This is a genomic window from Collinsella aerofaciens (assembly GCF_040920445.1).
GTDB classification, from domain to species: Bacteria; Actinomycetota; Coriobacteriia; order Coriobacteriales; family Coriobacteriaceae; genus Collinsella; species Collinsella aerofaciens_BH.
The window spans coordinates 1-18,736 of sequence record NZ_JBCOTQ010000002.1 but is presented as its reverse complement, the minus strand read 5'-3'; the positions used below and the strand labels follow the sequence as shown (position 1 = coordinate 18,736).

The window sequence follows — 18,736 nt, the reverse complement described above, 5'->3', positions numbered from 1 at the left end:
GTATTTGAATCTCCGTTTTCGGATGCTAGTTCAGACGGCTCTTGAGCGCGTCGATATGGATGCCGATCTTAAGGCTGGCGGGATCGATCTGGGCGATCTCCTGCAGAGTGAAGGCAACGGAGCTCGAAAGATTGTGGCAGACGGACTTCATGTTGACGCCGTTCTCGAGCACGACGTGAAGATCGACCGTAAGGCCGTTCTCGTCGGCGGAGACAAGCACGCCCTTGCGGAGGCGCTGACCGGCAAGCAGGCGCACGCTCTCGGCGCCCTGGAGCTGCTCAGCCATACCGACAACGCCATAGCACGTCATCGCGGCATAACCGGCAATATCGGCAATAACGTCGTTCGAGACGCTCAGGCTGCCGTTAATGGTCTCAGACACAAGAATCTCCTTTTCTTGGTGCTCGCGGCACCATGTCGTGGGAGCAATCATTGCAATATTCTACAACGACCGCGCCATGTTGAGGTGGCGGGCCTCGGGATTACATCCTCGACACGAAATGTTGATACGGTAACGTTCGCGAACGGCGATCGCGGCATGAAAAAACCCGCCGCATAAGCGACGGGTTTTACAACCTGGCTCCCCGGGTAGGACTCGAACCTACAACAGCGCGGTTAACAGCCGCGTGCTCTACCATTGAGCTACCGAGGAATAGGTGCGTGCTCTCAAGCAACGAAGTTTATTATACGGACGAATCAGCTCAGGGCAAGAACTTTTTTAAGAAATTTTCCGACCTAATCATTGGGGACGTTCTTAAACGACTAGTCATTCAAGAACGTCCCCAACGACTACATGAAAGCGCCCTCAAGCGGATGTGCTTGAGGGCGCTTCTTGCTTGACTAGCTTTCGATATAGTCCTTCAGCTTGCTCGAACGGCTCGGGTGGCGGAGCTTGGCCAGGGTCTTGGACTCGATCTGGCGGATACGCTCGCGCGTGACGCCAAACTCGCGGCCGACTTCCTCGAGCGTACGGGGATGTCCGTCGACAAGGCCAAAGCGCAGCTCGATAACCTTGCGCTCACGATCGGCAAGCGAGTCGAGCACCTGGGTGAGCTGCTCCTGCAGCATGGAGAAGCTGGCCGCATCGGGCGGAACGATGGCCTGGGAGTCCTCGATGAAGTCGCCCAGCTGGGAATCCTCTTCCTCGCCGATGGGGGTCTCGAGCGACACGGGCTCCTGCGAGATCTTCTGGATCTCGCGGACGCGGTCGGCGCTCATGTCCATCTCGGCACCGATCTCCTCGGGGGTCGGGTCGCGGCCCAGGTCCTGAAGGAGCTGACGCTGCACGCGGACGAGCTTGTTGATGGTCTCGACCATGTGCACGGGAATACGGATGGTACGGGCCTGGTCGGCGATAGCACGCGTGATGGCCTGACGGATCCACCACGTGGCGTACGTGGAGAACTTAAAGCCCTTCTGGTAGTCGAACTTCTCGACGGCGCGGATCAGACCGAGGTTGCCCTCCTGGATCAGGTCCAGGAACAGCATGCCGCGACCAACATAGCGCTTGGCGATGGAGACGACCAGACGCAGGTTTGCACTGATGAGCGCCTGCTTGGCTTCGAGGCCCACGTTCTCAATGCGCGTAAGACGACGCATCTCGGCACGCGTGAGTTCGAGCTCACCAGCATCGGCAGCCTCGAGCTTCTCGGTGGCCTCAAGACCGGCCTCAATCTTCATAGCCAGATCGACCTCTTCGGAGGCGGTCAGCAGGTCGACCTTGCCGATCTCCTTGAGGTACATACGGACCGGATCGCCGGTCAGCATCACCGTGGAGGCATCGATGCCGCGCACGCGCGAACGCGAACGGGACGTCCGCACGGTGCGCTTCTTCTTGCTCTTGGAAGAACCCATCTCGGCGTCGGCCTGGCGGGCCATCTTGAGCTCGTGATCGTCGAGCGAGCCGGAATCGTGCTCGTCGTCGTCATCGAAATCGTCGGTATCAGAATCGGTATTTTCATCGTCGACGTCCATGGGGGCGTCGTCGTTACCGCTCGCGGAGATAATCTGGATGCCGCTGTTGCGCAGCGCGGAATACACCGCGGTGAGCTGCTCGTCAGAAACATCGATATCCTTCAGGGCGACCTGAATCTCGTCCTCGGTTACCGAAGTCCTGTTTGAGCCGTTGCCCATGAGCTTTGCAACGTAGGATTCCAGCCCAGTACCCGTGCTCTCAGTCTTTTTTGGCACAGATTCTCCCTTCATAGTCCACAGGACTCAATACTTTAGCACACACATTGACGTCTATACCCAAAAAGAGGACTGGATATAGGCGAGAATACGCTGGTTGACCACAACATCTAGGCTTGTTCGGTGCCTGCGGCCTCCAGGCCGATCAAACGGAACGGATCCGCCACGCCGCCGATCGACTTTTGCAGTTCGCGTTGACGCTGCGAGTCCTGCGCGGCCTGCACGGTCAGCGCGCGACGGGCCTCATCATCAAGCGAACGGTCCTGGCGCAGCTTGGCCTGTGCGGTACGCATGCGGCGTTTGATGGTGTAGAGCTCAAGCGTATCAAGCATAAACACGATGTTCGTCTCGGTGGGGTGCTTGCTCGTCGCGGAGATGCGCCCGGCACTCACAAGCGTTGCCGCATCGGGACACACTGAGCGCGCCGCATCCATGCAGGCTGCAGGATCGGTTCCCGGCGGCGTTGCCAGAACGGCCCATGCAATGGACTCGTGACGCGGGTCAACCCACTCGATGGAGCAGATGCGGTCGGCATACGTGCGGAACAGGTCGGGGTAGCTCGTGAGCATCGTCAACAGCTCGCGCTCCCCTGCCAAGGACTTGCGTTCAAGATCGGTAAGAACCATCGGCGCCGCCGCAGCCGGTGCGCCCGAACCGTCAGCCACAGGCACAGCGCCCATACCATCAGGCACATCGATCGGCGGCAGGTCGTCGACGACCTCCACGGGCGCGGCGCCGTAGGCATCGAGCGGGACGTAGTCGTACGGCTCTTCTTCGACCGGCGCGGACACCGGCGGCGTCGCGCCCGATGCCCAAGCACCGCGACCGGCATCGCGAGAACCCGACGCCCGACCGCCCGCGCTACCGGACCGCTCAGTCTGTGCCCGCTGGCGCTCATAGTTCTGCTCACGACGTCGTTCCGCATCCTCGCGCTTGGCGACATCGCGAAACACACGACCCGAGCTCGCGCGCACCGTCTCCAGATCCAAACCCAGCAGATCGGCAATCTGGATAAAGTACGTGTCGATCATATAGCTGTTGCGCAACGGATAGATAAGCGTCAGCGCATCTTCCAGCGCCTTAGCGCGACCGCCCGGCGTGGTGATGTCACTCGACTCCTGCAGCGAACGGTAGACAAAGTCCATAAGCGGCTCGGCAGCGTCGATGCGCGTCTGCAGTGCCTCGCCACCATGTGCGGTGATGAACTCCATGGGGTCGTTGCCGTCGGGGAGCACCACGCAGCGCAGGTCCATGGAATCCTGCTCGATAAACTGAATCGCGCGACGGGCGGCCTTCTGGCCCGCTGCATCGCCGTCGAACATATACACGATGCGCTTGGCAAAGCGAGTGAGCGTCTTGACGTGATGCTCCGTGAGGGCGGTGCCCAGCGTGGCGACAACGTTTTTAATCCCCGCCTCCCAGCAGGCGATGCAATCGGTATAGCCCTCTACCACGATGGCGGTATCCTGCGCGACGATAAACTCCTTGGCCCAATTAAAGCCGTAGAGGTTTCGCTTTTTATGAAACACGCTCGTCTCGGCGGTGTTGAGATACTTAGGCTGGCCGTCGCCCATAATGCGACCGCCAAAGGCAATGTTGTGACCCTGCTCGTCAAAGATGGGGAACATCACGCGGTCGTAAAAGCGGTCGGCAAGCTGCCCGCGCCCGCGACTCACGGCAACGTTGGCGTCGATCATCTCCTGCGGGGTAAAACCCGCCTGGGACAGGTGCGACACCAGCGCGTTACGGCCCGGTGCAAAGCCCAGGCAGTAGCGGCGGCAGACGTCGCCGCCCATGCCGCGGCTGGCAAAGTACTCGCGCGGACGGCCGTCCTTACCGCGCATGAGCATGGTGTGGTAGAACTGGGCGGTCTCGGCGCACAGATCGTAGATGCGGGCACGCTTGGTGCCGCGCTCGCGGCGATCTCCGGTGTCATGCAGCTCAATACCCGCGCGATCGGCCAAGTAACGGATTGACTCGGGAAAGCTCAGGTTCTCGCGCTTCATGATATACGTGAAAACGTCGCCACCCTCGCCGCAACCAAAGCAATGCCACACCTGCGTGGCGGGGATAATGTGGAAGGACGGCGTCTTCTCGCCATGGAAGGGGCAGCATCCCCAAAACTCATGGCCGCGAGGCTTGAGCTCGACCGTTTCCTGCACGATGGCAACCAGGTCAGACGCAGCGCGTACCTGGTCTTTTTCCTCATCGCTAATCACGGATGCTCACCCCCTGATCGCCCAAGTTGTGACGAATATCCTCGATATTACCCTCGACGGTCGCGATCAACTCATCCAGCGAATCGAACACACGCGAGGGACGCAGCCAGCGCGTAAACGCCAGCGAAACGGAAGCGCCGTACAGGTCGCCCGTATAACCAATTAAATTAGCCTCGAGATGCGCAGATGCCGCATCGTCAGCATACGTTGGCGGCAGGCCGACGTTCACAGCAGCGGGCCACGCGGTGTCATCGACCAGCACCAGACCCTCATACACGCCATCGGCTGGCACCTGAATGCCGTCGGGAACCTGCAAGTTTGCCGTGGGAAAGCCCATGCCAGAACCCTCGTGACGGCCGCGAATAACACCGCCACGCACCATATACGGACGGCCGAGTAACCCAGCAGCAAGCTCCACATGGCCCTGTCCCAGCTCATGACGAATGCGGGTGGCGCAAATGGCCTCACCGCCCTCGCAAAGCAGGTCGTGACCATACACGTCAACGCCGTGCTCGGAACCCCAGGAGCGCATCTCGGCAACACCAGAAGCACCGCCACGACCCAGCCTAAAGTCGCTGCCAACGCGAATCGATCGAATGTCGACCAGACGCGACACCAGCGAGAGAAAAGCAACATGGTCAAGCGCCGCAACCTCAGGCGTAAAGGGAACGGCCACCACCGCATCGACCCCAGTTTGAGCCAAGGCATGCAGACGGTCGGCCGTCGTCATCAATTTTTGAGCGGGCGAAGGGCTCACCACGACGTCCGGGTCGGGATCGAAGGTAACTACGACCGCCTTGCAGCCATGGGCACGGGCATCACGGACAAGCGCCGCAATGAGTTCCTGGTGTCCACGGTGAACGCCGTCGAACACGCCAATGGCGATTGAAGCGGCACCCAAGTGCTCACACTCATCAAACGTATCGGCAGCAACGATGCGAGCCTCGTCCGACTCGCCCGCGAAAAAGACACGCGCGAGCTCGCGAGCGGACAACATCATCGAACACCGCCGATTGCCTGCGGAAACACGTGCTCCATGACAAAGCGGCCGCCCTCAATGCGGGCGAGCGCCTTGAGTCCCCCATCGAGCACCAACGCAAACGGCGCCTTCGAGGAATCGAAATCGGCAAGCGCACGCTCAACGGGAATGCGTCGGCCGCAGAGCAGGTCGTCGGCAAGATTGCCCGGCAAGTCAACACGTGTGGCGCCCAGGGCCGCAATGGGATCCAGGGCAAAGCCAGCCGCGGACTCGGGAGAAAGCTCCTCGACCGCATGACAAGCGCCAATGGAAACAACACCGGAAGCCGTGCGGCGCAGCGCGGAAATATGCGCGGCGCTATCGCAAGCGCGGCCCAGTTCGCGAGCGAGCGCACGGATATAGGTGCCCTTGCTCACCGAGAACGCCACGGTCCACACACACGTATCACCTTCGCCGCCCACGGCGATCAGGTCGGCGGCATAGACCTCGACGGGGCGCGGAGGTAGGTCCACCGCATTGCCCTCGCGAGCAGACTTGTAGGCGCGAACGCCATTGACCGAGATAGCAGAAAACGCCGGCGGCACCTGCATCTGCGGGCCCAGCATGGCGGCCAAGCGCTCACGAGCATAGGCAGGATCGCGGAGCTCGTTGGCAACAGCCACCGTGCGGACCGCCTCGCCCTCCGCATCATCGGTATTGGTCTCGGCGCCAAACGAGATGTCGGCGACATAGCTTTTGGTATCGAGGGTTAGCATGCCCAGCAGACGAGTAGCCTGGCCCACGCCCACCACCATGACGCCGGATGCCATGGGGTCGAGCGTGCCGGCATGGCCGACGCGCCGCTCATGGAGGGCGCGTCGGCATTGCGAGACCACATCGTGGGACGTGCAGCCCACCGGCTTATCGACGGCGAGCAGCATATTCAGTTGAGAAGGCGTACGACGAGCCATGTACCATCCAAAAAGTTAAAGCTCGACGGTCACCGAAGCGGGATCCTCCCCCACCAGCTCGGCCAGCATGGGAAGTGCCACGGCGAGCGTCTCGCGAATTGTTCCGTTGTTGGAAAAGCCGGCGGCGGCATGATGCCCGCCACCGCCAAAGTTGGCAGCGATCTCGGACACATCAAGGTCGCCCTTGGAGCGCAGGTTGCCGCGCACCTTGGTATCGCCGTCGATGCCCTTTAAGAACAGGCAGACCTCGACGCCCATCACCGAACGCACCACATCGACCAGACCGTCACATTCATCCGAGGTGACGCCGCAGGCCTCAAGGTCGCTCTGGAAGGCATAGCTATACGCCACGCGCCCGTGCGCGACCGTCTTGATACGGCCCATGACAATGGACTTGAGGTGCAAAAACTCGACGCGCATGCTCTGATAGACCTCGAGTGCGACACGAGCCGGATTGGCGCCATGCGCCACCAGGCGCGAAGCAGCATGGAACGCGGCAGCATCGGCGTTCTGGTACTGGAAACGACCGGTGTCGGTCACCAAGCCGCACAGCAAGCAGGTCGCGACGCCGTCACGTGCGACAATGCCGCAATTGTCCAAGAAACGGTCGATGATCATGGCGCAGGCCGCGGCATCGACGCGCCTCAGACTGAGCTCGGCAAACTCCTCGCGCGCCGGATGATGATCGAAGCACACCACATGCTTGGAGCGACGAAGCACCTCGGCAGAATTATTGAGGCGCTCGACGACCGGTACGTCCACCGAGATGAACAGGTCAGGATTGCCGGCGTACGCAGATGCCGGCACCAGGCGATCGGAGCCTTCCATAAAGCGGTAGATACGCGGAACCGGGTCATCGTCTGCCAGCAGCAGCGCAATGTCCTTGTTGGGGAAAAACTTCATGAGCGAAAGGCCCAGACCCAATACGGAGCCCAAGGCGTCGCCATCGGGAGAAGTATGTCCCGAAATCGCAATGGAGGACGCACCCTCGATGAGCTCGAGGATGCGTCGCTGAATATCTGCAGACTCGCACGAGGCGAGGTCGGCGGAATTAGTCATCTAAAGCTGCCTCCTGGGCGGCGTCCGCTATCGGATAGCCGTCCTCGTCCTTTTCGATCCCAAGCGTGGCGGGAACGTTTTCCAGCGCACGCGTGATGCGCTCGGCCTCATCGGTCGAGCGATCGATGCGAAAATCGAGCTCGGGCGTAACACGCCAATCGAGCGAGCGAGCCAACAGGCTGCGAATACGGCCCTTAGCGCTAGCGAGCGCCTCCATGACCTCGTCGTAGCGGCTCGCATCGCACGACACGTACACGCGCGCGAACGAACGGTCCACCGCGACCTCGACCGCGGTCAAAGTAACCAGGTCGAGTCGCGGATCGGAAACCTCAAAGAGCAGGATATAACCGAGCTTCTCGCGAAGCTGCTCGCCCAGACGGCGGGTTGCCTGCGTTTGCTTCATAGCGCTACCCCCTACTCGGTACGGGCAACCTGGTCGATGCGGTAACCCTCGATCTGATCGCCGGGCTTGATGTCCTGGAAGTTCTCCAAGCCAATGCCGCCCTCGGAACCGCTCTTGAGGCTCTTGGCCTCGTCCTTGTAGTGGCGCATCGAGGCGATCTTGCCGTTGAAGACCACGATGCCGTCGCGCACCAGGCGCACGGAATCGGTCGCGGCGATCTCGCCCTCTTCGACGCGGACACCGGCGGCGATACCGACTTTAGGCACCTTGAAGGTGTCCAGGACGGTCGCGGTACCCGTGGCGACCTCGACCTCGGTGGGCTTGAGCATGCCGATACGGGCGGCGTCGAGCTCCTCGAGGCACTTATAGATGACGTCGTAGCAACGGATCTCGACGCCCTCGCGCTCGGCGGCGGAGCGGGCCTTACCGTCGGGACGGACGCCAAAGCCGATGATGATGGCGTTGGAGGCGTCGGCCAGGACCACGTCGGTCTCGTTGATGGCGCCAACGGCGGAGTGAATCGTGTTGATGCGAACCTCGGACTGATCCATCTTGTCGAGCGAGTCCTGAAGAGCCTCGATGGAGCCCTGGACGTCGGCCTTGATAATCAGGTTGAGCTCCTTGACCTCGGCGTCGGCGATGGTCTCGAAGAGGTTCTCGAGCGTGACGTGCTTGACGCGACTCTGCTCCTCGATACGGGCCTTGAGCGAACGCTCGTCGGCAAGGGCGCGAGCCTCGCGCTCGTCCTCGAACACGCGGAATTCGTCACCGGCGTTGGGCACGGACTGCAGGCCCAGGATCTCGACAGCGTCGGAGGGACCGGCCTCGGTGACGGCGCGACCCTTGGGGTCGAGCATGGCGCGGACGCGGCCGTAGGTGAGGCCAGCGACCAGCGTATCGCCTACGTGCAGGGTACCGCGGGTCACGAGCACGGTAGCGACCGAGCCGCGGCCCTTGTCGAGCTTGGCCTCGAGGACGTTGCCGGAGGCAAAGGTGTCCGGGTTAGCCTTGAGCTCGAGCACGTCTGCCTGGAGCAGCACGGTCTCCAGAAGGTCATCGATGCCGATCTTCTGCTTGGCCGAGATGTTGACGAACATGTTCTGTCCGCCCCACTCCTCGGGGATGACGCCGTACTCGGTGAGCTCCTGGCGCACGCGGTCGGGGTTGGCGCCCGGCTTATCGATCTTGTTGACGGCGACGACGATGGGTACGCCGGCGGCCTTGGCGTGGTTGATCGACTCGACGGTCTGGGGCATGACACCGTCGTCGGCAGCCACGATCAGAATGACGATGTCGGTCACCTTGGCGCCACGGGCACGCATAGCCGTAAAGGTGGCGTGACCCGGGGTATCGATGAAGGTGATCTTGCGGTCGTTGATCATGACCTGCGAAGCGCCGATGGCCTGCGTAATGCCGCCCGCCTCGCCGGCAGCAACGCCGGTGTGACGGATGGCGTCGAGCAGCGACGTCTTGCCGTGGTCGACGTGGCCCATGACGGTGACGACCGGTGCGCGCGGCTTAAGGTCGGCGGGATCGTCGTAGAACGAGAAGGTGTTCTCCTCCTCGGGGGTGATGATCTTAATCTGGCGGCCCAAGTCGTCGGCAACGAGCTCGACGAGGTCGTCGGACATGGACTGCGTCATGGTGAGCGGCGTACCCAGCAGGAACAGGCGCTTGATGATGTCGTTGGCCGGAACGTCGAGCGCCTCGGCGAGCTCCTGGACGGTAACGCCCTGGGAGACCTTGATAGCGTCGAGGTCCTCGGGGTTCACGCCCTGGGCCAGCGCCTCCTCTATCTTGCGCTCCTCCTGAGCCTTTGCGGCCTCGCGCTCGCGCTTCTCCTTGCGCTTTTTGCGGCGACCGGTGGACTCGCGAGAGGCCTCCTCGACGGCGGCACGAGCCTCCTCGAGCACCTTCTCGCGGCTGTACTCCTCGGCCTCGCGAGCCATGCGGCTGTAGTGGTCCTCTTCGTTGTTGTGACCGCCCTTGCGCTTCTTGCCCTTGCCCTGCTTGTCGGGGTTGGGGAAGTCCATGCCGGCAGCGACGTTGTTGCTGGCATTGGTGCGATGGCTGTGGGGACGGTTCTCGGAGGCATTGCGCTCGGAGTTGTTGTCGGAAGCGTTGCGATCGTTACGACGGCCACCGCGACGGTCGTTGTTGCCGCCACGACGGTTGCCGCGCTCGGCAGCGCGCTCGGCCTTGGCCTTCTCCTCGGCGTCCTTCTTCTCCTTGAGGACGGTCTCCTGTGCGGCGATCTGGTCGAGCAGCGAACGGAAACGCGAACCGGAATCGGAAGCGGGGACGGCGCGGCGCTGGGCCTCGCGGGCAGCCTCCTCCTTCTCGCGGGCAAGGCGCTCCTGCTCGGCCTTCTTCTTAGCCTCGGCCTCGGCGCGGGCGGCCTCCTCGGCAGCCTGGGCAGCGGCGAACTGGCGGCGCTCCTCCTCGCGTGCCTTCTCGGCGGCGATGCGCTCGCGCTCTGCCTCGGCAGCGCGTGCTGCCTCCTCGGCGGCAGCGGCCTGCTCCTCGGCCAGCTTGGCGGCCTCGACTTCCTGGGCGCGGGCCTCGATCACCGAGGCGAGCTGCTTGCGGACCATGGCGACGTATGCGTCCTCCAGAGCGGAGGAAGCGGACTTAGCGGGAATCTTCATTTCGGCGAGATGACCCATCAGTTCCTTGGAGGTCATGCCGAACTCTTTGGCCAGGGTGGACACACGGACTTTTGCCATATGACTTCACCTACCCTTTCTGGCACCTTGGGTGCCTAGAGACTGAACGAGCGTGGGGTATGCGCTGGGACCCGCCCGGCGCGACCGCGCGCTAGATCAGGTCCTCCGCATCATCGAAGGCGTCGGTGTCGTGGACACCGCAGAAACGGGAGCCGGAACGGGCCTGGTTGCGGCACTGGATGCCGTCCTCGGACACGAACTCGCAGCGACGGACGTCCTCGTCCTCCTCGTCACCGATCAGGTCGGCGGCGGGCTCCTCGTGAACGGGAACATTCTTGAGGATGTCGGCGGCAAGGGTCTCGGACTTAATGTCGATGTGCCAGCCGGTCAGGCGCGCGGCGAGGCGGGCGTTCTGGCCCTCCTTGCCGATGGCGAGGGACAGCTGGTCGTCGGGCACGATAACGCCGGCATAGGCCTTCTCCTCGTCGATGAGGACGCGGGTGACCTTGGCGGGCGACAGGGCGTTGGCGACGTAGACGGCCGGATCGGCATCCCACAGGATGACGTCGACGCGCTCGCCACGGAGCTCGCCCACGACGGCGCGAACACGGCTGCCCTTGGGACCGACGCAGGCGCCAACCGGATCCAGGCGATCGTCGAGCGAGTGAACGGCGACCTTGGAGCGCTGGCCGGGCTCGCGGGCGATCGACTTGATCTGGACGGTGCCCTCATAGATCTCGGGCACCTCCTGCTCAAACAGACGACGCATGAGCTCGGGGTGGGTACGGGAGATGACAATCGGCGGACGGCTGTGCTCGCCACGAACCGGCTGCAGGTTAGAGTTGGGGTCGCGAACGTCGATGATCACGGCCTTGATGTGCTGGTTGTGCAGGTAGCGCTCGCCCATCGGACGCTCGTTGCGCTCGTTCTCGTAACGGCGCTGGTCGAAGTGCGGAAGCTCGGCCTCGACGCCCTCGCGAATCTTGACGATCGTGAAGTCGGGTGTGGACTGCAGCACGGTACCGCTGATGAGGTCACCGATGCGGCCGGAGAACTCCTCGTAGATCTGCTCGCGGGCGGAGTTGCGCACGATGGCGTTGATCTCGGCCTTGGCGTGCTGGGCGGCGATGCGGCTCGTGTTCTTGGGGGTGACGTCGATCTCCTCGAACTCGGTGAAGTTGCCCTCCTCGTCCATGGAATCGTCGATCGGCTCCAGACGGTAGACGTAGATCTTGCCGGTGGTGCGGTCGATGGTCACCTTGGCGCCCCACTCAAGATGCAGGATCTCGGCATAGCTCTTGGCGAGCGACTGCTCCAGGCGGTCGATCAGGTAGAGCTGGTCGATGTGCTTCTCCTGGCAAAGCTCCATCAGGGCGGACATCATGTCGGATGCTGCCATCTTACTTTCCTTCCTTCGCGGGCTTGAAGTCATAGGTGGGCTTCAACTTGCACTTTTTAACATCAGAGAAATCGAGGGTAACAGACTCGCCGTCCTCGAGCTCGAGGGTCACGTTCGCCTCGGTGGCGGCGGCAATCTTGCCGGCGTACTTGCGTCGGCCCTCGGTGGCGGTGGAGGTGAGCTCGCAGTTCTCGCCCACAAAACGGGCAAAGTCACGCGGGCGGCGCAGCGGGCGCGCCATACCCGGGCTCGACACCTCGAGCGTATAGCTCGAAGAAATGGGGTCGAGCTCCTCAATCACATCGCCGACCCATTTGGTATTGGCCGTGACGTCATTGAGCGATAGGCTCTGACCCTCGGCACCCTCGATACGCACACGCACGCAGGGGGCCTTGGTGGCACCCACGAGCTCAACATCGACGATGTCGACATCGTGCTGGGGAGCGACGGCCTCGAGCGCGTCGATGATCGCCTGCTCGGTCTTGGTCTTGACCATTGCGGCACCTCCATCCATACAAAAAAGAAGCGGGGCCGAAACCCCACTTCTTTCAATTACAACTTCATTTGCAAGCAAACTATACCAATACCTGCGCAAACGTGCAACCACAACACAAACCCGCAGGTCAGCGTGAGCACAGGTTCTCCACAAGAAATGGATAATTGGGTGTTGTCGCAAGTATCCATAACCAAAGCGAGGGGCGACTCCCTGCGGAATCGTCCCTCGCTTTTACATGTCAGCTATGCGCGCAGCGCTTACTTGACCACCAGGTTAACCAGCTTGCCAGGCACGCAGATGGCCTTGACGACCGTCTTGCCCTCGGTCCACTTGGTGACAGCAGCCTCGGCGGCAGCCTGCATCTCCTCGTTTGAGGCGTCGCGGGCGACGTCGATGCGGCCACGGACCTTACCGAGCACCTGTACGACGATCTGCACCGTATCCTCGATGGACTCGGCCAGGTCGAACTCGGGCCAGGCGGCGGTGTAGGCGTTGCCCTCACAGCCGAGTGCCTCGTGCCACAGCTCGTCGGCCCAGAACGGGCAGATGGGAGCAAGAACGCTCACGATGTCCTTGGCCACACCGTAGCACAATGCCTTGTCGCGGGCAGCGCCCTCGGTGGCGTTGAGGTAGGCGCTCGCCGCGTTGACGAGCTCCATGACGGCCGAGATCGCGGTGTTGAACTGGCCGCGATCGAAGTCCTCGGTGCACTTGGCAATGGTGCGGTGACGCTCGCGGTAGAGCTTCATCGCGGTCTCGTCGAGCACGGACTTGTCGAAGGCCACGTTGGCGTCACCCGACTGGACGAGCTGCCACACGATACGCCAGGCGCGCTTGATAAAGCGGTTGGCGCCCTCGACGGCCTTGGGATCCCAGTCGAAGTCCTTCTCGGGCGGAGCGATAAACAGGATCGCCAGACGCATGGTGTCGGCGCCGTAGGGCTCGATAACCGAGCTCGGGGGCACCACATTGCCCTTGGACTTGGACATGGTGTCGCCGTTCTCGTCCTTGACCATGCCCTGGCACAGCAGGTTGGTGAAGGGCTCGTCCACGCTCAGCAGGCCCAGGTCGCGCAGCGCCTTGGTAAAGAAGCGGCTGTAGAGCAGGTGCAGAATGGCGTGCTCGATGCCACCGATGTAGTTATCGACGGGCATCCAACGGTCGGCGGCCTCGCGGGAGAAGGGCAGCTCGGTGTTGTGCGGATCGGTATAGCGCAGGTAATACCAGCTGGAGCAGGTAAAGGTGTCCATGGTATCGGTCTCGCGCTTGGCCGGGCGACCGCAGACCGGGCAGGTGGTCTCGTAGAACTCCTTGCACTCGGCGAGGGTCTCGCCGGCACCCAGGTCCAGGTTCTCGGGCAGCGTCACCGGCAGCTGGTCCTCGGGCACGGGCACGATGCCGCAGTGCTCGCAGTGGATGGCCGGGATGGGGTTGCCCCAGTAACGCTGGCGGCTGATGAGCCAGTCGCGCAGACGGAACTCGACCTTGCGACGGCCGCAGCCCATGGCCTCGAGGTCGGCCACGATCGCAGCCTCGCCCTCGGAATGCTTGCCGCCGCGCATGCCGGTGTACTTGCCGGACTGGACAAGCGTGCCCTCGGCAGCGTGGGCGCAATCCCAGTCGACGGTCTCGGCATGGAAGGTATCGATGGTCTCGCCGCTGGCCTCGACGGCAGCACGATCGTCATCGTCCAGGATGATCGGCACAATAGGCAGATCGTACTTGCGGGCAAACTCAAAGTCGCGCTGGTCGCCGCAGGGAACGGCCATGACGGCGCCGGTGCCGTAGTCGGCAACGACATAATCGGCAACCCACACGGGGACCTTCTCGCCGTTGACGGGGTTCACCACGTAGCGGCCGGTAAAGGCGCCGTGCTTCTCGAGGGTGCCCTGGGCACGCTCGACGGCAGAGATATGCTTGGAGTCCTCGACGATCTTGGTCACGGCCTCCTCGTATTCCGTGCCCTCGACGAGCTCGTGCAGGCCGGCGTACTCGGGAGCCAGGACAAAGAAGGACACACCGAAGAGCGTGTCGGCACGCGTGGTAAAGACGGTGATCTTACCCTCGTCACCCTCGATGGGCTCGCCATCCTTGTCACACAGGGTAAAGTCGACCTCGGCGCCCTCGGAGCGACCGATCCAGTTGGCCTGCATCTGCTTGACGCGCTCGGGCCAGCCGGGGAGCTTCTCCAGATCGTCGAGCAGCTCCTGGGAGTACTCGGTAATCTTGAAGTACCACTGCTCCAGGTCGCGCTTCTCGGGCTCGGTGCCGCAGCGCCAGCACTTACCCTCGGTGACCTGCTCGTTGGCCAGAACGGTCTTACAGGTGGGGCACCAATTGACCGGGTTCTTCTTGCGGTAGACCAGGCCCTTTTCCCACATCTTCTCAAAGATCCACTGGCCCCAGCGGTAATAGTCGGGGCTGCAGGTCTTGACCATGCGATCCAGATCGTAGGAGAAGCCCATGCGCTTCATCGTGGAAAGCGCCTGATCCATGTTCTTATACGTCCAGGCGGCAGCCTGCGTGTTGTGCTTGATGGCGGCGTTCTCGGCGGGCAGGCCAAAGGCATCGAAGCCGATGGGATGCAGCACATCGTAGCCGCGCATGCGGGCCTGACGGGCCATGGCATCGCCGATGGTATAGTTGCGCGCGTGGCCCATGTGCAGGTCGCCCGACGGATACGGGAACATCTCGAGCACGTACTTCTTGGGCTTACTGTCGTCGGTGTCGACGGCAAAGAGGTTGGAGTCCTCCCAGGCCTTCATCCACTTGGACTCAATGGCCTGCGCGTCGTAAGCGGGGGTCTCGTCCTTATGATCTGTGCAATCGCACATATCAGCTCCTTTAATCTTAGCTGGGGTCGGTCGGCTTGGCTTTGTTCGCTACTGCGGACAGTCCTGCGCAAGACGAAGAGCACATTTAGTGCTCTTCTTTGCGTGCGGAACTTGTAGCGAACAAAGCCAAGCCGACCGACCCTAAGGTTAACTTGACTGATGATAGCAAATACGACAAGCGAGATGCCTGCGACTTGCAGGCATCTCGCTTTATCTAAATAACGTGGTTGAAACTCAACCCTTATGTGAGGCTCTTACCTTATCGATAAGATACGGACTGCTGCGAATCCTTCACGACTACGTCGTGGGCGCCGCCTTCGACGATCGAGGTCGAGCTGACCAGAGTCAGGCGTGCCTTTTCCTGGAGCTCGGGGATCGAGAGGGCACCGCAGTTGCACATCGTGGACTTAACCTTGTAAAGCGTGCCGCCCACGCCGTCCTTGAGGGAACCAGCGTACGGGACGTAGGAGTCGACGCCCTCGACGAAGCTGAGCTTCGCGGCGCCGCCCAGGTCGTAGCGCTGCCAGTTGCGGGCACGCGCGGAACCCTCGCCCCAGTACTCCTTCATGTACTGGCCGTTGACGTTGACGCGCTCGGTCGGGCTCTCGTCAAAGCGGGCGAAGTAGCGGCCCAGCATCATAAAGTCGGCACCCATGGCAAGGGCGAGCGTCATGTGGTAGTCGTAGACGATACCGCCGTCGGAGCACACGGGCACGTAGACGCCGGTCTCCTCGTAATACTCGTCGCGAGCGCGGCAGACGTCGATCAGCGCGGTGGCCTGGCCACGGCCGATGCCCTTGGTCTCGCGGGTAATGCAGATGGAACCGCCGCCGATACCGACCTTGATGAAGTCGGCACCGCAGTCGGCCAGGAAGCGGAAGCCCTCGGCGTCGACGACGTTACCGGCACCGACCTTGACGTCCTCGCCGTAGTTGGCGCGGATCCACTCGATGGTGCGCTTCTGCCACTCGCTGAAGCCCTCGGAAGAGTCGATGCACAGGACATCGGCACCGGCCTCGATGAGCAGCGGCACGCGCTCGGCATAGTCACGGGTGTTGATACCGGCGCCGACCATGTAGCGCTTATCGCCGTCGAGCAGCTCGTTGGGGTTGGTCTTGTGGCTGTCGTAGTCCTTGCGGAAGACGATGCCCATGAGGTGATCGTTGTCGTCGACGATGGGAAGGGCGTTGAGCTTGTTGTCCCAGATGACGTCGTTGGCAACCTTGAGGCTGATGTTCTTGTCGCCCACGATGAGCTGCTCACGCGGGGTCATGAACTCGGAGACCTTCGTCTGGTGGTCATCGCGGCTGGGGCGATAGTCACGGCTGGTGACGATACCCAGGAGCTTACCCTTGGGAGTGCCGTCGTCGGTGACCGGCATGGTGGAGTGACCGGTCTTATCCTTGAGCTCGATGACCTGCTCCATGGTCATGTCGGGGGTCAGCGTGGAATCGGACTGAACAAAGCCGGCCTTGTGATCCTTGACGGCCTTGACCATGGCGGCCTCGGACTCGGCGCTCTGGGAGCCATAGATGAAGGACAGGCCACCCTCGGTAGCGAGCGCGACACCCATGTCGACGCCCGAGACGGACTGCATGATAGCGGAAACCATGGGGATGTTCAGGGTGATTGCCGGCTTCTCACCGCGCTTAAAGCGGGTCAGCGGCGTCTTGAGAGAGACGTTGTTGGGGATGCACTGCGAGGACGAGTAACCAGGAACCAGCAGATACTCCGAAAACGTGTGGGACTCACCGGGAAAGAACGTAGCCATGTTTCTCCTTTTTCCATGCGACCGGTCGGCTGCAGGCCTCGTAGGACCCAGCCCAACCTTGGGCGCCCAATACTGGGGAAGTATCTTAACGCACTTTGACTGCTACAATGCATGATTTAAGAAGAGCACACGAGGGTTTGACGCAGGCTTTGCGTTTGCCCAGCAAACACTTTAGCGGGGAGACGTGGAGTGTATGGAGTACAAGACGACGGCAAAGTTGGTCATTCAAGCGTGCGACAAGGATCTGCCGGGCGTGTTTGGTCACGGCTGCGTCTTGCTGCTGCAGGGTATTGCCCGCGAGCACTCGCTGAACCGCGCCGCCAAGAGCATGGGCATGGCGTATTCCAAGGCCTGGCGCATTGTGAACGAGGCCGAAGGTCAGCTGGGCTGCAAGCTCATCGAGCGCGACGGAGCCCGCGGATCCACGCTCACCCCCGCCGGCGAACGAGCCATAGCGGTCTACGAGGAGCTGCAGGCCGACATCAACAACATCATCGCCAACAAAGCAAGCGACCTTATCGCCAGCATCAAAGAGTAGCCAATTTGGGACGGGGCTTTTAGCTACACAACCCCTTCTCATAAGTTGCGGTGAAATAGGGACTGTTTATACGATCAAAACCGTAAGTCAATCCATATTTCACCGCAACTCATGGAGTTGAGGATGATTTAGCTAGTTGCGAAGGGCGTTGTCTAGGGTGGACGCTACGACCAGAGGGTCGTCGGTGCCGGCGAAGAGACGGATGGTGCTCCCCTGCTTGCCGCGTGGGGCCGAAAGGCGCGTTGTTGCGCCGCCGGCGGGCGATGTGCGGAATTCGTCCGGTAGCATGCTGAAGAATTCGCCCGCGGTGCAGTCCATCAGGTCAAATTCAACTGCCGGACCAAAGCCGTGCTCGAGGATTCCCGTTGCAACCGCATGGTCGGGATGCGAGCTCAGTCCGGGATAGCGCACGTTGCGCACCATCTCGTTCGCGGCCAAGTATTCAGCCAGCGCACGGGCACGATCGAAGTGCGCCCGCATGCGGGTGTCGAGCGTGTCGAGCCCGTACTCTAGAACCTCAGCCTCATCGGAGGACAAGTCGAGCGCGGCCAATCCGCACCCCTCGATCAGCGCATGCGCGCACTCGGCAGCGGCATCCACACGATGGCGCTTGAGCTGCGAGCGCGCGACCGAGGCGGCTACGAGCTTACGCGGAGCCTTACCGGCACACACGCGGTCGAGCGCCTCGAGCGACAGCGCAGCACCCAGCCGCAGCGGATCGCAGCCAAAAGCCGACGCCACGGTGTTGTCCACAACCAGCAGCGCGCGGGCCTCACGAGCCGCGCGGCCCAGCGCACGCAGATCGGGCACACGCAGGCCAAAGCCACCGATTGAGTTCACAAACCACCACAGGTGCGAGCCCTCAGCGTCAAACGAAACATCAAAGCCCTCGGACGCGGCGGCAAACGCTGCGGCCAACGGCTCATCCACCATAGCCACGTCGCAGGCATCAAAGCCGAACGCAAACGCTTCGGTAAAGTCATCCGCAAAGGCCACCAGGTGGTCACCGGGACGCACGATTCCCAGCAGCGACAGCGCTGCCGGAACATGCGGGGCCTCAACAAGACGCGCCTCACGCGAGCCGGCCCTTGCAGCCCAGGCCTCCTCTAGCTGCTGTACGCCCATACGGTACCGTCCCTTCAAAACAAAAACCCACGATACGGGTGTTCCCCGCATCGTGGGCAACGGCTGCAGTATAGCGCCGATATGCGACGAATCGACTAGATGTTGAG

Annotated in this window: 14 protein-coding genes and 1 tRNA gene; 1 reads left to right on the top strand and 14 read right to left on the bottom strand. The window is 62.1% G+C overall.

Going from position 1 to position 18,736, the window contains the following annotated elements:
• Positions 1-25: 25 nt before the first annotated feature.
• The 13 genes from AB5405_RS00380 to AB5405_RS00320 form a co-directional block, all read right to left on the bottom strand.
• Positions 26-382, bottom strand: a complete 357-nt coding sequence (locus tag AB5405_RS00380; protein WP_022093773.1) for an Asp23/Gls24 family envelope stress response protein — start codon at positions 380-382, stop codon at positions 26-28.
• A gap of 195 nt (positions 383-577) precedes the next feature.
• A tRNA-Asn gene (locus AB5405_RS00375) sits at positions 578-652 on the bottom strand.
• A 188-nt stretch (positions 653-840) separates the two neighbouring features.
• Complete coding sequence (gene rpoD, locus AB5405_RS00370; RefSeq protein WP_368137185.1) at positions 841-2,190, bottom strand: RNA polymerase sigma factor RpoD; 1,350 nt, start codon at positions 2,188-2,190, stop codon at positions 841-843.
• Between the two features lie 110 nt (positions 2,191-2,300).
• Complete coding sequence (gene dnaG / locus AB5405_RS00365) at positions 2,301-4,409, bottom strand: DNA primase (protein WP_368137184.1); 2,109 nt, start codon at positions 4,407-4,409, stop codon at positions 2,301-2,303.
• Positions 4,402-5,409: a riboflavin biosynthesis protein RibF gene (gene ribF / locus AB5405_RS00360; RefSeq protein ID WP_368137183.1), complete on the bottom strand. Its 1,008-nt coding sequence runs from the start codon at positions 5,407-5,409 to the stop codon at positions 4,402-4,404. Before ribF ends, dnaG begins: the two co-directional genes overlap by 8 nt.
• Positions 5,406-6,338, bottom strand: a complete 933-nt coding sequence (gene truB / locus AB5405_RS00355; RefSeq protein WP_368137182.1) for a tRNA pseudouridine(55) synthase TruB — start codon at positions 6,336-6,338, stop codon at positions 5,406-5,408. The genes ribF and truB overlap by 4 nt, the downstream gene beginning before the upstream one ends.
• 15 nt (positions 6,339-6,353) lie before the next feature.
• Entirely contained in the window at positions 6,354-7,397 is a 1,044-nt protein-coding gene (locus tag AB5405_RS00350; protein WP_195568053.1) for a DHH family phosphoesterase, read from the bottom strand.
• A complete protein-coding gene (gene rbfA / locus AB5405_RS00345) occupies positions 7,390-7,800 on the bottom strand; it encodes a 30S ribosome-binding factor RbfA (RefSeq protein WP_316370072.1) in 411 nt (136 codons plus the stop codon). Before rbfA ends, AB5405_RS00350 begins: the two co-directional genes overlap by 8 nt.
• Before the next feature lie 11 nt (positions 7,801-7,811).
• A complete protein-coding gene (gene infB, locus AB5405_RS00340; protein ID WP_195362080.1) occupies positions 7,812-10,526 on the bottom strand; it encodes a translation initiation factor IF-2 in 2,715 nt (904 codons plus the stop codon).
• A 91-nt stretch (positions 10,527-10,617) separates the two neighbouring features.
• Positions 10,618-11,865: a transcription termination factor NusA gene (gene nusA / locus AB5405_RS00335; RefSeq protein WP_368137180.1), complete on the bottom strand. Its 1,248-nt coding sequence runs from the start codon at positions 11,863-11,865 to the stop codon at positions 10,618-10,620.
• A 1-nt stretch (position 11,866) separates the two neighbouring features.
• Positions 11,867-12,361 carry a ribosome maturation factor RimP gene (rimP, locus tag AB5405_RS00330; RefSeq protein WP_368137179.1) on the bottom strand — a complete coding sequence of 165 codons (495 nt, stop codon included), beginning with the start codon at positions 12,359-12,361 and terminating at the stop codon, positions 11,867-11,869.
• Between the two features lie 257 nt (positions 12,362-12,618).
• The gene (gene leuS / locus AB5405_RS00325) at positions 12,619-15,195 is read right to left on the bottom strand and encodes a leucine--tRNA ligase (protein WP_368137178.1); all 2,577 of its coding nucleotides are present in this window, start codon (positions 15,193-15,195) and stop codon (positions 12,619-12,621) included.
• 259 nt (positions 15,196-15,454) lie between these two features.
• Entirely contained in the window at positions 15,455-16,966 is a 1,512-nt protein-coding gene (locus AB5405_RS00320) for an IMP dehydrogenase (RefSeq protein ID WP_368137177.1), read from the bottom strand.
• Positions 16,967-17,159: 193 nt separating this feature from the next.
• On the opposite strand from AB5405_RS00320, the gene AB5405_RS00315 reads away from it, so the two are divergent.
• A complete protein-coding gene (locus AB5405_RS00315; RefSeq protein WP_368137176.1) occupies positions 17,160-17,504 on the top strand; it encodes a winged helix-turn-helix domain-containing protein in 345 nt (114 codons plus the stop codon).
• A gap of 132 nt (positions 17,505-17,636) precedes the next feature.
• Here AB5405_RS00315 and AB5405_RS00310 read toward each other — a convergent pair whose 3' ends face one another.
• Positions 17,637-18,629, bottom strand: coding sequence for a PLP-dependent transferase (locus tag AB5405_RS00310; RefSeq protein ID WP_368137174.1), 993 nt, complete (start codon positions 18,627-18,629; stop codon positions 17,637-17,639).
• Positions 18,630-18,736 lie beyond the last annotated feature (107 nt).